Genomic DNA, 14812 nt, shown 5'->3' with positions numbered 1-14812 from the left:
TCCCCTGCCCGTACCATGGGGATCATGAAGCTTGGAGTCTTCGGAGCCACTGGACAGGTTGGCCGGGTGATGCGCACCCTGCTAGCCGAGCGTCATTTTCCCGCCGATGAAGTGCGGTTCTTCGCTTCCGCCCGTTCGGCTGGTCAGAAGTTGTCGTGGAATAACGGTTCGGGTGACAGCGAAGTCGTCGTTGAGGACACCGCGACGGCTGACTTTGCTGGACTTGATATTGCGATCTTTTCTGCGGGTGGCGGAACCTCCCGCGAGTTTGCCCCTCGCGTGGCGGCTGCCGGGGCTGTCGTTATCGACAACTCCTCCGCCTGGCGACGCGATCCTGACGTCCCGCTGGTTGTCAGCGAGGTCAATCCCGAAGATGTCGCTAAGCGTCCCAAAGGGATCATTGCTAACCCCAACTGCACGACGATGGCCGCAATGCCGGTGCTCAAACCGCTACATGACGCTGCCGGTCTGACTCGCCTTGTCGTCGCTACGTACCAGGCTGTTTCGGGGTCTGGGGTGGCCGGAGTACGAGCCCTCACCGACCAAACCACGGCTATTGACGATCCGGCAGGCCTGGCGCTGGACGGCCGTGGTGTGCCGGTGGCGGACCTTGGGCCTTACGTCGCACCGATCGCGTTCAACGCTCTTCCGGTGGCGGGAAACTTTGTTGACGATGGCAGCGGCGAGACTGACGAGGAACAGAAACTTCGCAATGAGTCTCGCAAGATCCTTCATATTCCTGATTTGCTGGTTGCGGGGACCTGCGTGCGGATTCCGGTGTATAGCGGTCATGGGCTTGTCGTCCATGCTGAGTTCCGTGAGAGCCTCAGCCCTGAGAAGGCCACTGAGCTATTGACGCAGGCACCTGGAGTCAGGGTCGTCGACGTCCCGGATCCCCGGTCGGCAGCCGGAATTGACCCCTCGTTGGTTGGTCGTATTCGTGCTGACCAGTCCGCACCGGCTGGCAAAGGTCTGGTGTTCTTCTGCGCTGCGGACAATTTGCGCAAGGGCGCGGCCCTCAACGCGGTGCAGCTCGCTGAGCTGGTGGCTGCCGAATGAGCGGGAAGATTGCCGTCCTGGGCTGTGGAACGATGGCTGGGGCGCTTGTTGGTGGACTCATTGACGCTGGACAAATGAAGGCCGAGGACGTCGTGGCAACCGCGCGATCGGCGTCCCATCGCGACGAAATCGCCAACACTTTGGGTGTAACTACGAGCGGTGACAACACCACAGCTGTGCGGGACGCCGACCTCGTCATCCTCGGCGTCAAGCCTTACGCGGCCGTTGACGTGCTGGAAGAAGTCTCGGGTGCTCTGAAAGCTGATGCGGTGGTTGTCTCCATTGCTGCCGGTGTCACTACTGAGAAGTTGCTCATGGCATGGCAGGGAAAGATCGTCCGTGTAATGCCAAACACCCCAGTTCGGGTGGGCAAAGGGGCGTTCATTGTGAGTTCCGCTCCCGGCTCCGAGGATGCGGCTAAGAAGGTGGGTGACCTACTCGAATCGGTGGGAGTCGTCGTCACTGTGCCTGAGGAGCTGCATAATGCTGCCACAGCCGTGTCGGGATCGGGTCCGGCGTACGTTTTCTTGGTAGCAGAGGCCATGATCGATGCTGCCGTCGCGCTGGGTGTGCCGCGCGACCAGGCTAGCCAACTTACTGTAGCGACGTTAGCCGGTTCGGCTGAGTTGTTGGCAGGAGGCGAGCACCCTGCGGTCCTGCGATCCAAGGTGACGAGCCCGGGTGGTACCACTGCGGCTGCCGTAGCCGCATTGGAGGCCGGAGGTGTGCGCTCCGTTTTCGCCGATGCGATGACGGCATGTCGGGACCGCGCCGCTGGCCTGTCCTGATGAGTTGGTGCGGCGATTTTGGATCCCATGGTCGACACAGCGTAGAGTACCCCTCTGTCCGCCTTGTCGGTGGGCCAAGAACTTCGCACCTACCTGGGTGCACCAAGCTTTCAGTTTCAACGAAAGAGGTTGACCGTGGGATCCGTGATCAAAAAGCGTCGCAAGCGCATGGCGAAGAAGAAGCACCGCAAGTTGCTCAAGAAGACGCGCATCCAGCGTCGTCGCGCCGGCAAGTGACACTTCGGGCGGTTGTGACATGTGGCGGCATCAACATGGCATGGCTGCCCTCCGCAGCGGTGAATTACGGCCCCTCGACCCGCTGGTCGAGGGGCGCGTCATTATTGTCACCCGACAGGGCTGTCATTTGTGCGATGAGGTCATCGGCCTCGTTGCACGTTTGAGACAGGAACATCGCGATCTCGTGCCTGAACCGATGATCGTTGACGTCGATGCCAATGAGGACTTTCGCTCCCGCTGGGGCGATCATGTCCCGGTAATTTTCGTTGATGGCACGCTTATCTCCTATTGGACCCTTGACGCTGACACCTTCCTGTCAGCCTTACGTGATGGCCCCTCGCTCCCGGCAGTGTTGCCCTGATAGCCGGGACGTCCAGTTGACGGGCAGGTTTGCGCCTTTCCTCACAGACCAGCACTATTGACCTCGATGCCCGATGCCGGAGCACACCGCCTGGCATGACGACAGACACCGGAAGGACTCCAGATGACTGACGAGGCTCACCAGCCGACGCCGCAGCCGGCCGGTGATCTGGGCACTGCGTCGTCTCAGGCCAGGGTGCAGTTTGTGGGTACCGGTCCAGGAGATCCGAATCTGTTGACCCTTGGAGCTGTTGACGCCATCAATCGCGCTCAGGTCATCGTCATTTCGTGCGCTGAGCACCGCATGCTGCTGGGCAGTGATTTTCTTGGACTTCGCCCCGACGTCAGAATCGTGTTGGCGGGTGGTGTTGATGAAGAAGCCGCCGTCCTACCCAGTCAGCCAGGGACTGGCGCTCCGACTCCCGTCGACGTGGACGAACACTGCGCTGACGTTACTGCCACCGTTATTGATGCCGCCTCCCAAGGCCTTGAAGTCGTTCGTCTCGTTTCTGGGGATCCTTTCCTTGATGGCGATATTGGCGCGGAGGCTGCCGCTGTGGCTCGCGCTGATTATGACGTCGACGTTGTTCCCGGTGTCACTGGCATGACCGCTGTCCCGGAGTACGCCGGACTGACCTTGCATGGCCATGACGTCCAGCTCATCGGGGACGCTGCATGTCAGCGCGATATTGCTGGACATGGTTCGAACTGGTCAGATCAGGGGCTTGTCGTCGTCAATACCGAGGCAGGCAAGCTTAAAGAAGTCGTCAAACACGCGATTGAATCTGGACGCGGTGAGGATGAGCCCGCGGCCCTTATCTGCCATGGCGCGACGACCCAGCAGACCACTCATACCGTCACCCTCGGTGAGTTACCACAGACCGCTAAGACAGCGCGCCTGGGTGACGCTGAGCCGGTTCACGTCGCCATCGGCAAAGTTGTCGAAGCCCCCGAACGTGAGCAGCTCGATTGGTACGAGTCCAAGCCGTTATTTGGCTGGAACATTCTCATCCCGCGCACCCGTGACCACTCCGCGACCCTGCCCTCGCGACTACAGAGTTACGGTGCTCATTCCCTTGATGTTCCCACGATTTCGATGGAGCCTCCGCGTACTCCTCAGCAGATGGATAAAGCTATTCGCGGTCTTGTTGAGGGACGTTACGAGTGGGTCGTCTTTACTTCTGCCAACGCGGTACGTGCCGTTTCGGAGAAGCTAGAGCAGATCGGTCTGGACGCTCGCGCGTACTCAGGCTTGCGGATTGCCGCGATCTTCGACTCGACTATCAACGCTTTGGCTGAATGGGGTGTTCGACCCGATTTCGTGCCATCGGGCGAGCAGTCCACCCGAGCTCTGGCCGCGGTATTCCCGGCCTTTGACGAGGCCCTCGACCCCATTAACCGCGTTTTCGTGCCGCGTGCCGACATCGCCACTGAGTCCCTGTCGGCCGACCTATCTGAACTGGGATGGGAGGTCGAAGACGTCGTCGGGTATCGCACCGTGCGAGCTGCCCCGCCGCCAGCTGAGACCCGTGAAGCCATTAAGACCGGCAAATTCGACGCCGTCGTGTTTACCTCCTCGACGACTGTGCGCAACCTCGTCGGTATTGCCGGAAAACCACATAAGCACACCGTGGTCGCCGCCGTTGGTATGCGCACCGCTGAAACCTGCCGTGAGCACGGCCTGACCGTCGATGTCATAGCCCCCGAGCCGACTGCGTTGAGCTTGGCTGACGCCTTGGCGGATTTCGCTGCGAAGCGCCGTGACGACATGGTTGCCAAGGGCCTGCCGGTAGTTCGGCCCTCCCAGCGCAAGCGTCGTGGCCGTCATCCGTCACGCTGACACAGCCCCATGACGTAAGGTCATGGGCAGGGCGGGGTTCGCCGCCCGCGAGGTATCGGAAAGGGAGACGATGGGCGCCACGACGACTGTCCACCTGCTGCGCCACGGTGAAGTCGATAACCCGACTGGGGTTTTGTACGGCTGTATGCCTGGGTACCACCTATCTCCGTTGGGGCGAAGGATGGCTGCCCGTGCAGCTGAGCACTTTGCCGGTGCCGAGCTATCGGCCTTGGTGAGTTCCCCTTTGGAGCGCGCCAGGGAGACGATGGCCCCCATCGCCGCGCTGCATCCTGGACTTGAGGTGCGCATCGATTCTGACGTCATTGAAGCGGCCAACGTCTTCGAAGGCCAGGTCTTTGGCAAAGGCAACAAGGCCCTGCGCAGTCCTCGTAATTGGCGCTATCTGTCGAATCCCTTGACTCCTAGCTGGGGTGAGCCTTACGTTGAGATCGCCGAGCGAATGACCCGGGCTATCATGCGAGCGGCGGAAGAGGTCCCCGCAGGCGGTCAGGCTCTCATCGTCTCCCACCAACTGCCGATCTGGATTGCGCGCTGCGCAGCCGAGGGACGACGCCTTCCTCACGATCCGCGCTTTCGTAAGTGCACCCTAGCCTCGGTCACGAGTTTTGGGGTGCTACATGGTCGCATCGTCCGCGTTGACTATTGCGAGCCGGCACGTGACCTCATTCCGGCGAAGGATCGTCGGGCCAATATCTCTGCAGGTGGTGCCCAGGGGTGAAGACTCGGCTCATCGCCACCCTTGCTGCGGCGACTCTTGTGGTGACCGGAGTTTCAGCATGTTCGTCAACCTCGGCCAGTGATGACAAGGGATTCGCAGCCGGAGACGGATCCTGGTCAAAACTTCCAGCCGATAAGCGGGAGCCTGCCGCGGTCCTCACCGGGACCGATCTGAACGGTAAGAAGATCAGCACCGCTGACGCCAAGGGCAAGGTCATCGTCGTCAATGTGTGGGGATCATGGTGCGCGCCGTGCCGTCATGAGGCTCCTGCCTTGGTGAAAGCGGCTGATAGCACCAAGAACGTCGCAGCCTTTTATGGGATCAATACGCGCGATCTTGACCCTGGACCGCCGCAGGCCTTCTCCCGAACGTTCCATATCTCCTATCCGAGTTTCTATGACCCCGATGGGGCATTGCTGCTCAAGTTCACCGAATTGCCTCCCAAAGCGATTCCGTCCACCCTCGTCATCGATCGCAAGGGCCGCTCGGCCGCCCGATTCGTGGGAGAGGTGAGCACCGCCACCCTGGTCCAGGCGATTAATGATGTTGCCAAGGAGAGCCAGTGACGCCACTCGACCTGGGATCGTGGGCAGCCGGGGCACTGACTGGATCGATGGCCGGAGCGATCCCGGTGGCGGTATTTGCCGGTTTGTTGTCCTTCTTTTCCCCTTGCGTCTTGCCTCTCATCCCTGGCTATCTCAGCTATGTGACAGGCCTGGGGGCCGCAGACGTCATTGAAGGACAGCGTCGGGCACGTACTGTGGTGGGCACAGTCCTTTTCGTGGTGGGTTTCACCGTCGTCTTCGTCGCTACTGGGACGATTATTGGCACCCTCGGCAAGGTACTCGTGGGCCATCGTCGCGCCATCGAGATCATCGTTGGAGCGCTGACCGTCGTACTCGGGGCGATGTTTGCTGGGCTTGTTCCGCTAGGTCGGCGCGAACTGCGGATCCATCGTCTGCCCCGAGCAGGGTTGGCCGCCGCACCGATTTTAGGAATCGTCTTCGGGCTGGGCTGGACCCCATGCATTGGGCCGGCGCTGTCGGTGGTTTATGGGCTGTCCTTGACCCAGGGATCAGCGGTACGAGGTGCGGTACTGGCCATTTGCTACTCGTTGGGTTTGGGAATTCCGTTTATTGCGGCGGCTGCTGCTGTGGTGTGGATGGGTCGCACGATTGACGCGATGCGGACCCACCAGCACGGTGTACAGCGCTTCGGGGGAATACTCCTGATGACTGTTGGTGTGCTGTTGGTCACCGGATGGTGGGAATCGATTATGGCGATGCTACGAGCCTGGGCAGCTAAGTTCGGGGCGGTGATCTGATGGGCGATTCCGTGACGGATTCGAAAGTGACGACGGCCTCACCGTCTGGGAACAGCGGGCTGGGTTTTCGCCCATTCATGCGTTGGGTGTGGGGCCAGTTGACGAGCATGAGGACGGCCCTCATTTTGCTCTTTTTGCTTGCGCTAGCTGCCATCCCAGGCTCGGTGGTGCCGCAGAGCGCTCAGAGCGCGATGAAGGTTTCTGACTTCGCCGCCAACCATCCGACTCTGGACCGCATATGTCGTCCGCTGGGGATGTACCACGTCTACACCTCGGTGTGGTTCTCGGCGATCTACCTCCTGTTGTTGATAAGCCTTATCGGCTGCATTGTTCCGCGCATCGTCAGCCACGCGAAGGCCCTGCGCCGTCAACCTCCCCGCGTTCCGGCCAGGCTGGACCGGCTAGCAGCCCACGCCTCGATGATCACCTCCGCTTCCGCAGCGGAGGTTAGTCAACGCGCTCAGCAGTGGTTGACATCACACCGGTATCGGTTCGTTGTTGACGACGACGGCTCCCTTCGCGCCGAGGCCGGACGTCATCGCGAGACGGGCAACCTCGTATTCCATATTTTCTTGGTCTTTGTCCTTGTTGGCGTCGGCTGGAACACTTTATGGGGGTTCAAGGGAACTTCTGTCGTTGTGGAGGGTCAGGGTTTTTCTAACAGCATCACTCAGTACGACGAATTCAAGGCTGGGGCGATGGTCGATACCGATAATCTCACCCCGTTTTCCATGAAGCTGCGCAAATTCGTGGTCTCTTTTGAGACTGGTACGGTGCAGCGCGGCGCCGCCCGTTCCTTCGACGCCACTGTCGACCTCACCATGGGCGGCAAGACGCAGACCCGAGATTTGCAGGTCAACCACCCACTGCGGATTGGATCAACAAAGGTACACCTGCTTGGGCACGGATACGCCGCGGATGTCGTCGTCCGTGACGGTGATGGCAAGGTGGCTTATTCCGGACCGGTTGTCTTTTTGCCACAGGACGCCAACTTCAAGTCTGTCGGCGTCATCAAAGTTCCCGACGCCCGTCCGGATCGTCTGGCCTTTCAAGGGTTCTTTCTACCGACTGGCGCCATCACGGCCGGTGGTCCGACGTCCCTTTTCCCCGACGCCCTTAACCCGCAGCTGTATCTGACCGCCTGGTATGGCAAACCGACTGTGGAGACGGGGGTGCCGTCAAATATTTACACCCTCGACACCACGGGACTGACCCAGGTGACGAACGGTAAGGACAAGGCCCGCTTTGTGCTATCCCCAGGTCAGAGGTACAAACTGCCCGACGGCAAGGGGTCGATCCAGTTCAATGGCTGGCAGAGGTGGGCCAAGATCCAGGTGTCCCAGAACCCGGGGCTCCCGTTGACGTTCTTGTCGGTGGTGCTGTCAGTGGCAGGGCTATGTGTGAGCTTGTTTTCGCGGTCCCGGCGGGTGTGGGTGAGGACTATTCCTGGTGATGACGGCTTGAGAGTAGAGATTGGTGGCCTAGATCGCAGTGACTCCCGATCCGGGGCTGTGGACGACGTAAACTCTCTGCTGGCTGCACTACATGGGGATAGCATGTCTGGCGATGTCGGGGAGGAGCACTCGTGAGTGTGGAGAATCTGTCTGCCGTTGGGATCGTCACCGCGGCGGTGCTCTATATGCTTGCCTTCCTCGCCCACGCCGTGGAGTGGGCCAGTGTGCGGGGGACCGAACATCCCAGCCACGAGGAGCGTCTGCGCTCGGAAACGTGGGGTCGTATGGGGCTCAACCTCACCGTGCTGGGTGCGGCTTGCGCAGCAATCGGTGTCGTCTGCCGTGGTATTGCTGCTCATCGGTTGCCCTGGGGCAACATGTACGAATTCGTTACCTCGGCGCTGTTCTTCGTCGTCATCGCCTACCTTGTGCTCGTCGCCATCCACCACGTCAGATGGATGGGTATCGCCGTCACCCTGCTGCTAGCAGTTGGTAACGGGCTGGCAGCAACGGTGTTCTACGTGGCCGTAGCGCCGCTCGTGCCGGCTCTGCATTCCGTGTGGTTCGTTATTCACATCGTTGCCGCTTGTATCGCTGCAGCCGCCCTCAACGTCGGGGCTATCGCCTCAATCATGTACCTCATCGCCACGAACGCCCAGGCAAAGGCCCAACGGACCGGAGTTCCCGTCAAGGGTTTGGTGGCAAAATTGCCTCCCCTGGAATCCATGGACGCTCTGGCATATCGCGCCCACGCGATCGGCTTCCCGATCTGGACCTTCACTATCGCTGCTGGTTCAGTGTGGGCTGACTACGCCTGGGGACGCTTCTGGGGATGGGATCCCAAGGAGACGTGGTCTTTGGTGACCTGGGTGGTCTACGCGGCTTATCTCCACGCCCGGTCCACTGCCGGATGGCGCGGTCGCCGGGCCGCCCTGATAGCGATCGTTGGTGCGGCCTGTTTCTGGTTTAATTTCGTCGGTGTCAATTTGATCTTTAACGGTCTTCACTCGTATGCCGGAATCTGACATGACAGGTTCCTTTTCTGAATCCCGCGACGATTGGCTTCCCCAGCTCTACCAAGAGAGGTGGGACGCCTTCGTGCGGTTGGCCACCTTGCTGTTGGCGGACCAGCAAGTAGCTGAGGATGCGGTGATCGCGGCCTTCGCCACAAGTTACTTGCGTGATCCGAAACTACATTCGTATGAGCATGCCGTGTCGTATGTGCGCACTGCTGTCGTGAACAAGGCGAGGAGCCGTCAGCCAGCTGAGCGGGATGCCACCCCACCCGAAACTCCTGAAGACCTGGCCTATTGGTGCCTGAGGGGTCTGCTGGCTCGTCAGCGCGAGGTGCTCGTTCTTAAGTTGGCTACGCCGGACCTCTCCGACGATGACATCGCTGAGACCCTTGGCATGAGCGTCAGCGCAGTGCGCAATAACGAGACCAAGGGCCTTATTGCCATTGGAGAGAGGCTGCGTCCGGGATCGCAAACGAATCCGGGCCACGCCGACCCCCGAGTCGAAGCAGTCGTGCGTTCTGCGTTAGAAACCTTCGCGGAGTCGATCCATCCGATGTCGCGTTATGACGCCATCATATCCCAGATCGCGTGCCGCCCCCATCGTGGCAGGCCTACCACCTGGGTGATTGTGCTCGCCTGTGGGCTAGCCTTCCTGGTCGGTGTGCTTTTGCCGTTGCTGGGGTCGGGCAACGGCTCGACGATGGGGGATCCGGAGGCTTTACCGTCTATCCGGACCCCAGAGTCCAGTAGTCAGTCACTGTCGACTCTGCAGACTGGTCTCGACGTGTTTTACCTGGGTCGCGACGACGGCCTCATCCACCGTGAGCTGCGTGATCTTCCCACCTCTGGTGACCGGCTAGGAACGGCCGTCGGCGCCGTCCTCAATGTTGCACCTCTAGACCCGAATTACACCTCGGGTTGGGCAGCTGGGCAGGTGAAACGGGCTACGGTGAAGGGTAACCGGATCACTCTCGACCTCTCCGCCTCAGCCTTCAGTCAATTCAAGAACGGTGAGCAGGTGCAACGCGCTATTCAGCAGCTCGTCGCCACGGCTACGGCTGCCGTCGGTGACCGTACCGGCGACAAATCAGTGCGCATCCTTGTTGACGGCTCTCCGAATCTGCCCATTATCGGCAAGCCGGCGACGGACTTCGTCGACGAGGGGTTTGCTCGGTGCGCCCGGGTGTGGGTGGACTCGCCTCAAGCTGGTGCCGACATGTCGGCTGGCACGATCACCATTAGTGGTGTGGCACAGCCGACGGTATCCGTCATGAGCTATGAAGTAAGGCCCCCTCAGAGTAGCCGGATCATCACGAGCGGACAGATCAATCTATCGGCTAACGATGGTGACAAGTGGCGGCCGTGGCACGCCACCTTCACCATGCCGAAAGGGGAATACGACTTAATCATCCGCGAGGGAACCCACATCGCCGACGAGAAGGTCATCACGGCCAAGTAGGTGCGTTGGCTTCAGACCTGGAGGTATTTCTCGGCTTGAGTCATCACCAGCCGCGCCGGTAGATGTGGCGCCAGCCGCGCGACGGTGCGGTTAACGAAACCGTCAACGGCGTAGGGGCGATGACGGGCTAGAGCGTCGAAGGCGGTACGGACCACGTCGTCTGGGTCACGCCGAGCACCGGCCGCCATACGCGGTACCCCGGCGACGTCGAAGAACCCGGTTTCGGTGGGACCAGGGCAGATCGCGGTGGCGCGCACCCCGGTGCCATTGGTCTCAGCCCATAGGGCACGGGTGAAGGACAGCACGAAGGACTTCGATGCCGCGTAGGTGGCGAACTGTGGAATGGGCTGGAAAGCCGCAGTAGAGGCGACATTGATAATCGACCCACGTTTGGCTGTGATCATGCCAGGCAGCAGTAACCCACACAGGTGCACGACAGCCTCGCAGTTGACCTCTACCTGGGAGGTTTGACGCTCCGGGTCGGTCTCAGCGATGCGGCCAGCAGCACCGAATCCAGCATTGTTGACGAGGGTGTCGATGATGATCCCGCGTCCCGCAATCTCGTTGACAAGGGCTAACCGCTCTGATGCCGAGGAGATGTCGCAGGGATGAACGATAGTTTGGATTCCGTACCTGGTGGTGAGCTGGTCGGCGAGGTCGTCGAGGACGTCATGCCGCCGTCCGGTCACAACGAGGTTGACGCCGCAGCTGGCCAGATGGCGGCTAAATGCCTGCCCTAGACCACCACTGGCCCCGCTCACCAGTGCCCACGGGCGTTCGTCGCGAGTCGCCTCCATGTCATTCATGTTTCAAGTCTTCCACGCTGTCACCGGAGTGCATGCTGCGCAGGTGAGTTCGGGGTGCCCAATCGTCTGTAGTGCGCGTGGGTCTTGGTAGGGCTGTCTGGGGGATTGGCAGTCAAACTGGTTGTACGCGGGCATGCCAGCCTGGGAACGAGTTGGCAGCCAGCTTTGCGTCTAAATGTCTGGATCTGTGGGGTGGCTGGTCGGTTCCTGAGACCGTTAGAAACGTGGACGTTGAAATGGATTAATGACCATTCCCAGGAGTCGGAGGCGGGACGATTCCTTCGGGGCATGTCCAACTGTGTCTGGCTCTACTATTTGTTGCGGCTCCGACATTCTCAACGTCTGAAGCTGATCTTGCAGGTCGCGGATATGATCTTGCTGAGAGACGACTTCATTGGCCTTATTATGAGTGATAAGCCACATAATAAAAATGGCAACAATGAGCCAAATATCTACCATCAGATATGGCGTCGATGCTGATGTCATTTTTGAAGCTTGGAACTGATATACTATCAGGAATGAAAATACTGAAAACAGAACCTCAAGGAATTTGGTTGACAACTTGTTGACTCTAAGCCATTGGGTTGTCACTGGGAGAAAAATAAAAACGAAGTCTGCGGTAAATAGTGCAGTGGCAATGATAAACCCTATGCTTTCTATAATTGATAGAGATTTTATGACGCGTGGCAGATCGCAGACTAAGCACATGAGGGTTATAAAAATTACTGAAAGTAGAAGCCGGATCCAATAGTTTGGCTTTGTGTAGTCGAGGCTATTCCTTACGGCTCTAAGACTGTGGGACATGTATTGTTCCGCTGCTGCCCAGACGGCATGCGGGGTGGCATTGCATCTAGCTGCGGTGTCGCACAGGCATGAGCGGAGCTCGGTGACGCTTGTTGTTGGCCTGGCGTTTTGCTTGTAGGTTGAGCATATATCGTAGAATATCTTTTGATCTACTGTCTTGGCTCTATTGTAGTAATATGAGTTAAATCTATCGCAGAGGTCTCCTATTTGGAGACGAAATCTATTAAAAAGATTATAGTTCTGTCGCTCTATCGTTCTTTGTTCTATTTTCTTTTCGTGTAGCATCTCGCACACATCAAAAATACTTTTGTTGTATTTTACGGCTACTCTCCCCAATGCTACTGCTTGTTCGGCGACATTTTACCCGGCCTGCCTGTTCTATGGGGTGATTTTGGCTTGGTGATGTCACTGTATAGATCGAATATTTCTGTTTTTATTGCTTGAGCGTCTTTGGATTCTGTTGTGCTTTGGTTGCTGGTGCTCATGTGATGATATTCTAGAAGTTAGATGATGTGATAGTTAGCCCTGCAATGGTGGAACGTCGGCCATGGGGTTCGTGTCGATGGGTTAACCGTCGCTGCCGACCGATCTGTTTCGGTCGACTCTGCTTGTCCGGTGATGTGCCCGCGTATGGACCTGATGGTCTGGGGGCTTTGCTGCTTGCCAGTATCGACCGGTGGCCTCCACGTCACAGGTCAGGGGTGGAGGTGTGCCGTGAAAGGCATGACAGGGGATAACAGTCCGGTGCTCATCCACGCCATGCCGAAGGCCATGGCGAAGTCAGCGAGTCCGGAGAGCCGGATTGCGAGGGGCTCGGTAGCGACTACGTGGCAGGTGGGCGCCTTGCCTGGGTTTTCCGCGCGGCCGCTGATGGCCCGCCATAGCCCGGCGACGGCCATGGCTAGCAGGGCGACCATAAGCGGAACACCGACCACGGCGTAGTCGTGCATGGCAGCATTCATAGCCGTCTGCATGCCGGGACCATGCATGCCACTGTGCGTGTGATTCATCTGGCCCATGCCAGAATCCCGGGGGGCAGTCATGAGCGAGGACATCTTGCGCATCGCGGCCAGGTGCCAGACCATCGCTGCGAACATCGCGGCGTGACCCCATGACGACCACGAGGATCGCCACGCGGCCATGAACACCATCCATGCGGTGCATATAGCGAAGATGATGACAGGGGTAATGGGGCCGCCGATGGCAGGGACAATGGGTTTCCACCATGACTTCGGCACCATGAGGATCATGGTCACGGCCATGACGACGTGGACCCAGGTGGAAATTCGTGTCACGACAGTGGGGGCTTTGATGGCATCTCGTACTGACCATACGAGTGACCAGGCAAAGAGGATCAATAGCCCGATGAAGGTGACGGGCGTTGAGGTGAGGGTGAACATTCCGCTCCTGTGAAACCGGCTGGGGCTGGCGATCACCCTACATGGCATTGCTCGACATCACTGGATCCGCGCCTGCAGCAGGTTGACGGGATCCGCGTGGGCCCGGGATGACACACTGGTGACATGGAGCATTACGACATCGTCGTCATCGGTTCGGGGTCGGGAAACACGATCCTGGATGAAGACTTCGCAGATCGACGCGCCGCGATCATCGATTCTGGTGCGTTTGGGGGCACCTGCCTCAACGTCGGCTGCATACCTACGAAGATGTTCGTGCTCCCGGCGGACTTTGCGTCCTCGCCGTCCGAGGCTGTCCGAGTGGGAGTCGACCTGCAGTTCCGCGGAGCATCCTTTGCCTCGATCCGTGACCGGATCTTTGGCCGAATCGACTCCATATCTAAGGCCGGGCTTTCGTACCGACAGGGACTAGACAATATTGACGTTTATACCGGCGAGGCGGCATTTATCGATGCACACACCCTTGAGGTGGGAGGCAGGTGTATTACTGCTGACCAGATTGTCCTGGCGGCTGGATCGCGTCCGCGAGTGCCTGATGTGCCTGGTCTCGACGATCCCAGCATGGCTGGGTTGATTCACACTTCCGACACCATCATGAGGCTAGCGGAGCTTCCGCAGCGTCTGGTGATCCTTGGTGGCGGGCTTATCGCGGCGGAGTTCGCTCACATCTTCTCTGGGCTCGGGTCCCAGGTGACCGTTATCAACCGTTCTGGCCGGATGCTGCGTCACGAGGATCGCGAGATCTCGCAGCGCTTCACTGAACAGATGGGACGTCGGGTGCGTCTGCGGATGGCGGAGGGGCTGGTGGGTGTTGACCGTGACCCCGGCGGTCACCTGGTGGTGCTGACCGTCGACGGTGATGGGGTCGACTACGACTATCCGGCAGATGTCGTTCTCAATGCCACCGGTCGGGTCTCCAACGGGGATCGCCTTAACCTGCCGGCGGCCGGTGTTGACGTTGACGACGACGGGTTCGTGGTGGTCGATAAGCACCAGCGCACCAACGTTGAGCATATCTGGGCCCTAGGCGACGTGTGCTCCCCCTGGGAGCTCAAACACGTGGCCAATCATGAGGCGCGTGTGGTCCGTCACAACCTGTTGCATCCTGACGATCTGGCTAGTTCTAATCATTGCTTCGTGCCGCACGCGGTGTTTTCGAATCCGCAGGTGGCGTCGGTTGGTGCCACGGAGCAGGGACTGTTGCAATCCGACACTCCTTACGCGGCGTACCTTCAGGAGTACGCGGACGTCGCCTATGGGTGGGCCATGGAGGACGAGGGGCACTGCGTCAAGCTGCTGGGAGATCCGCAGACGAGGACTTTGCTGGGGGCGCACATCATTGGGCCCCAAGCGTCCACCCTCATTCAGACCTGTATTCAGGGGATGAGCGTTGGGCAGACGGTCGACGAAATGGCGCGTGGGCAGTACTGGATCCATCCTGCCCTCTCTGAAGTCGTCGAAAGTGCCCTGCTGGGGCTTGGCAAGGAAATGGATACCACGAGGTGACG

General features: G+C 59.4%; 17 protein-coding genes. 13 read left to right on the top strand and 4 right to left on the bottom strand.

The features are described from left to right. Positions 1-15 precede the first annotated feature (15 nt). The 11 genes from ACOYO3_RS10660 to ACOYO3_RS10610 all read left to right on the top strand — a co-directional run bounded on the left by ACOYO3_RS10660 (position 16) and on the right by ACOYO3_RS10610 (position 10276). The gene (locus tag ACOYO3_RS10660) at positions 16-1059 is read left to right on the top strand and encodes an aspartate-semialdehyde dehydrogenase (protein WP_002517116.1); all 1044 of its coding nucleotides are present in this window, start codon (positions 16-18) and stop codon (positions 1057-1059) included. Then, a complete protein-coding gene (proC, locus tag ACOYO3_RS10655) occupies positions 1056-1847 on the top strand; it encodes a pyrroline-5-carboxylate reductase (RefSeq protein WP_002517422.1) in 792 nt (263 codons plus the stop codon). The genes ACOYO3_RS10660 and proC overlap by 4 nt, the downstream gene beginning before the upstream one ends. 135 nt (positions 1848-1982) lie before the next feature. Further along, positions 1983-2084, top strand: a complete 102-nt coding sequence (locus ACOYO3_RS10650; protein WP_002550589.1) for a 30S ribosomal protein bS22 — start codon at positions 1983-1985, stop codon at positions 2082-2084. Positions 2085-2103: 19 nt separating this feature from the next. Beyond that, positions 2104-2445, top strand: a complete 342-nt coding sequence (locus tag ACOYO3_RS10645) for a glutaredoxin family protein (protein ID WP_011183652.1) — start codon at positions 2104-2106, stop codon at positions 2443-2445. A gap of 123 nt (positions 2446-2568) precedes the next feature. Continuing rightward, the gene (locus ACOYO3_RS10640) at positions 2569-4284 is read left to right on the top strand and encodes a uroporphyrinogen-III synthase (protein WP_002517192.1); all 1716 of its coding nucleotides are present in this window, start codon (positions 2569-2571) and stop codon (positions 4282-4284) included. A 22-nt stretch (positions 4285-4306) separates the two neighbouring features. Further along, positions 4307-5023: a histidine phosphatase family protein gene (locus ACOYO3_RS10635; protein ID WP_002517064.1), complete on the top strand. Its 717-nt coding sequence runs from the start codon at positions 4307-4309 to the stop codon at positions 5021-5023. After that, positions 5020-5589, top strand: coding sequence for a TlpA family protein disulfide reductase (locus tag ACOYO3_RS10630; RefSeq protein ID WP_002517223.1), 570 nt, complete (start codon positions 5020-5022; stop codon positions 5587-5589). Before ACOYO3_RS10635 ends, ACOYO3_RS10630 begins: the two co-directional genes overlap by 4 nt. Before the next feature lie 47 nt (positions 5590-5636). Continuing rightward, positions 5637-6347, top strand: coding sequence for a cytochrome c biogenesis CcdA family protein (locus ACOYO3_RS10625; protein WP_002519998.1), 711 nt, complete (start codon positions 5637-5639; stop codon positions 6345-6347). Continuing rightward, complete coding sequence (resB, locus tag ACOYO3_RS10620) at positions 6347-7936, top strand: cytochrome c biogenesis protein ResB (RefSeq protein WP_002525513.1); 1590 nt, start codon at positions 6347-6349, stop codon at positions 7934-7936. Before ACOYO3_RS10625 ends, resB begins: the two co-directional genes overlap by 1 nt. Then, on the top strand, positions 7933-8826 hold the full coding sequence (gene ccsB, locus ACOYO3_RS10615) for a c-type cytochrome biogenesis protein CcsB (protein WP_002520000.1): 894 nt from the start codon (positions 7933-7935) through the stop codon (positions 8824-8826). Before resB ends, ccsB begins: the two co-directional genes overlap by 4 nt. Beyond that, the gene (locus tag ACOYO3_RS10610) at positions 8813-10276 is read left to right on the top strand and encodes a GerMN domain-containing protein (protein ID WP_002524686.1); all 1464 of its coding nucleotides are present in this window, start codon (positions 8813-8815) and stop codon (positions 10274-10276) included. The genes ccsB and ACOYO3_RS10610 overlap by 14 nt, the downstream gene beginning before the upstream one ends. 11 nt (positions 10277-10287) lie before the next feature. Here ACOYO3_RS10610 and ACOYO3_RS10605 read toward each other — a convergent pair whose 3' ends face one another. The 4 genes from ACOYO3_RS10605 to ACOYO3_RS10590 form a co-directional block, all read right to left on the bottom strand. Further along, positions 10288-11082 (bottom strand): SDR family NAD(P)-dependent oxidoreductase, encoded by a 795-nt coding sequence (locus ACOYO3_RS10605; RefSeq protein WP_002517548.1) that lies wholly within the window; start codon positions 11080-11082, stop codon positions 10288-10290. Positions 11083-11298: 216 nt separating this feature from the next. Beyond that, a complete protein-coding gene (locus tag ACOYO3_RS10600; protein ID WP_002520002.1) occupies positions 11299-11886 on the bottom strand; it encodes a hypothetical protein in 588 nt (195 codons plus the stop codon). 503 nt (positions 11887-12389) lie between these two features. Beyond that, entirely contained in the window at positions 12390-12578 is a 189-nt protein-coding gene (locus ACOYO3_RS10595) for a hypothetical protein (RefSeq protein WP_002525213.1), read from the bottom strand. A 3-nt stretch (positions 12579-12581) separates the two neighbouring features. Further along, a complete protein-coding gene (locus ACOYO3_RS10590; RefSeq protein ID WP_230606515.1) occupies positions 12582-13127 on the bottom strand; it encodes a DUF5134 domain-containing protein in 546 nt (181 codons plus the stop codon). Here ACOYO3_RS10590 and ACOYO3_RS10585 point away from each other — a divergent pair. Then, positions 13027-13299 carry a hypothetical protein gene (locus ACOYO3_RS10585; RefSeq protein WP_002518729.1) on the top strand — a complete coding sequence of 91 codons (273 nt, stop codon included), beginning with the start codon at positions 13027-13029 and terminating at the stop codon, positions 13297-13299. The genes ACOYO3_RS10590 and ACOYO3_RS10585 overlap by 101 nt on opposite strands. A gap of 110 nt (positions 13300-13409) precedes the next feature. After that, positions 13410-14810, top strand: coding sequence for a mycothione reductase (locus ACOYO3_RS10580; RefSeq protein ID WP_002524688.1), 1401 nt, complete (start codon positions 13410-13412; stop codon positions 14808-14810). The last annotated feature ends 2 nt before the right edge of the window (positions 14811-14812 follow it).

Origin of the sequence: Cutibacterium sp. KBN10P07758 (genome assembly GCF_050286205.1) — a bacterium.
Taxonomy (GTDB): Bacteria; Actinomycetota; Actinomycetes; order Propionibacteriales; family Propionibacteriaceae; genus Cutibacterium; species Cutibacterium acnes.
The sequence above is the reverse complement of the archived record's forward strand: the minus strand, read 5'-3'. Positions and strand labels throughout refer to the sequence as shown.

Bases quoted from the DNA above. Each gene is read 5' to 3' on its own strand.
- ACOYO3_RS10660 (WP_002517116.1), top strand. From the start codon at position 16: ATGGGGATCATGAAGCTTGGAGTCTTCGGAGCCACTGGACAGGTTGGC.
- proC (WP_002517422.1), top strand. From the start codon at position 1,056: ATGAGCGGGAAGATTGCCGTCCTGGGCTGTGGAACGATGGCTGGGGCG.
- ACOYO3_RS10645 (WP_011183652.1), top strand. From the start codon at position 2,104: ATGTGGCGGCATCAACATGGCATGGCTGCCCTCCGCAGCGGTGAATTA.
- ACOYO3_RS10640 (WP_002517192.1), top strand. From the start codon at position 2,569: ATGACTGACGAGGCTCACCAGCCGACGCCGCAGCCGGCCGGTGATCTG.
- ACOYO3_RS10635 (WP_002517064.1), top strand. From the start codon at position 4,307: ATGGGCAGGGCGGGGTTCGCCGCCCGCGAGGTATCGGAAAGGGAGACG.
- ACOYO3_RS10625 (WP_002519998.1), top strand. From the start codon at position 5,637: ATGGCCGGAGCGATCCCGGTGGCGGTATTTGCCGGTTTGTTGTCCTTC.
- resB (WP_002525513.1), top strand. From the start codon at position 6,347: ATGGGCGATTCCGTGACGGATTCGAAAGTGACGACGGCCTCACCGTCT.
- ACOYO3_RS10610 (WP_002524686.1), top strand. From the start codon at position 8,813: ATGCCGGAATCTGACATGACAGGTTCCTTTTCTGAATCCCGCGACGAT.
- ACOYO3_RS10605 (WP_002517548.1), bottom strand. From the start codon at position 11,082: ATGAATGACATGGAGGCGACTCGCGACGAACGCCCGTGGGCACTGGTG.
- ACOYO3_RS10600 (WP_002520002.1), bottom strand. From the start codon at position 11,886: ATGTCCCACAGTCTTAGAGCCGTAAGGAATAGCCTCGACTACACAAAG.
- ACOYO3_RS10585 (WP_002518729.1), top strand. From the start codon at position 13,027: ATGAACACCATCCATGCGGTGCATATAGCGAAGATGATGACAGGGGTA.
- ACOYO3_RS10590 (WP_230606515.1), bottom strand. From the start codon at position 13,127: ATGGTGCCGAAGTCATGGTGGAAACCCATTGTCCCTGCCATCGGCGGC.
- ACOYO3_RS10580 (WP_002524688.1), top strand. From the start codon at position 13,410: ATGGAGCATTACGACATCGTCGTCATCGGTTCGGGGTCGGGAAACACG.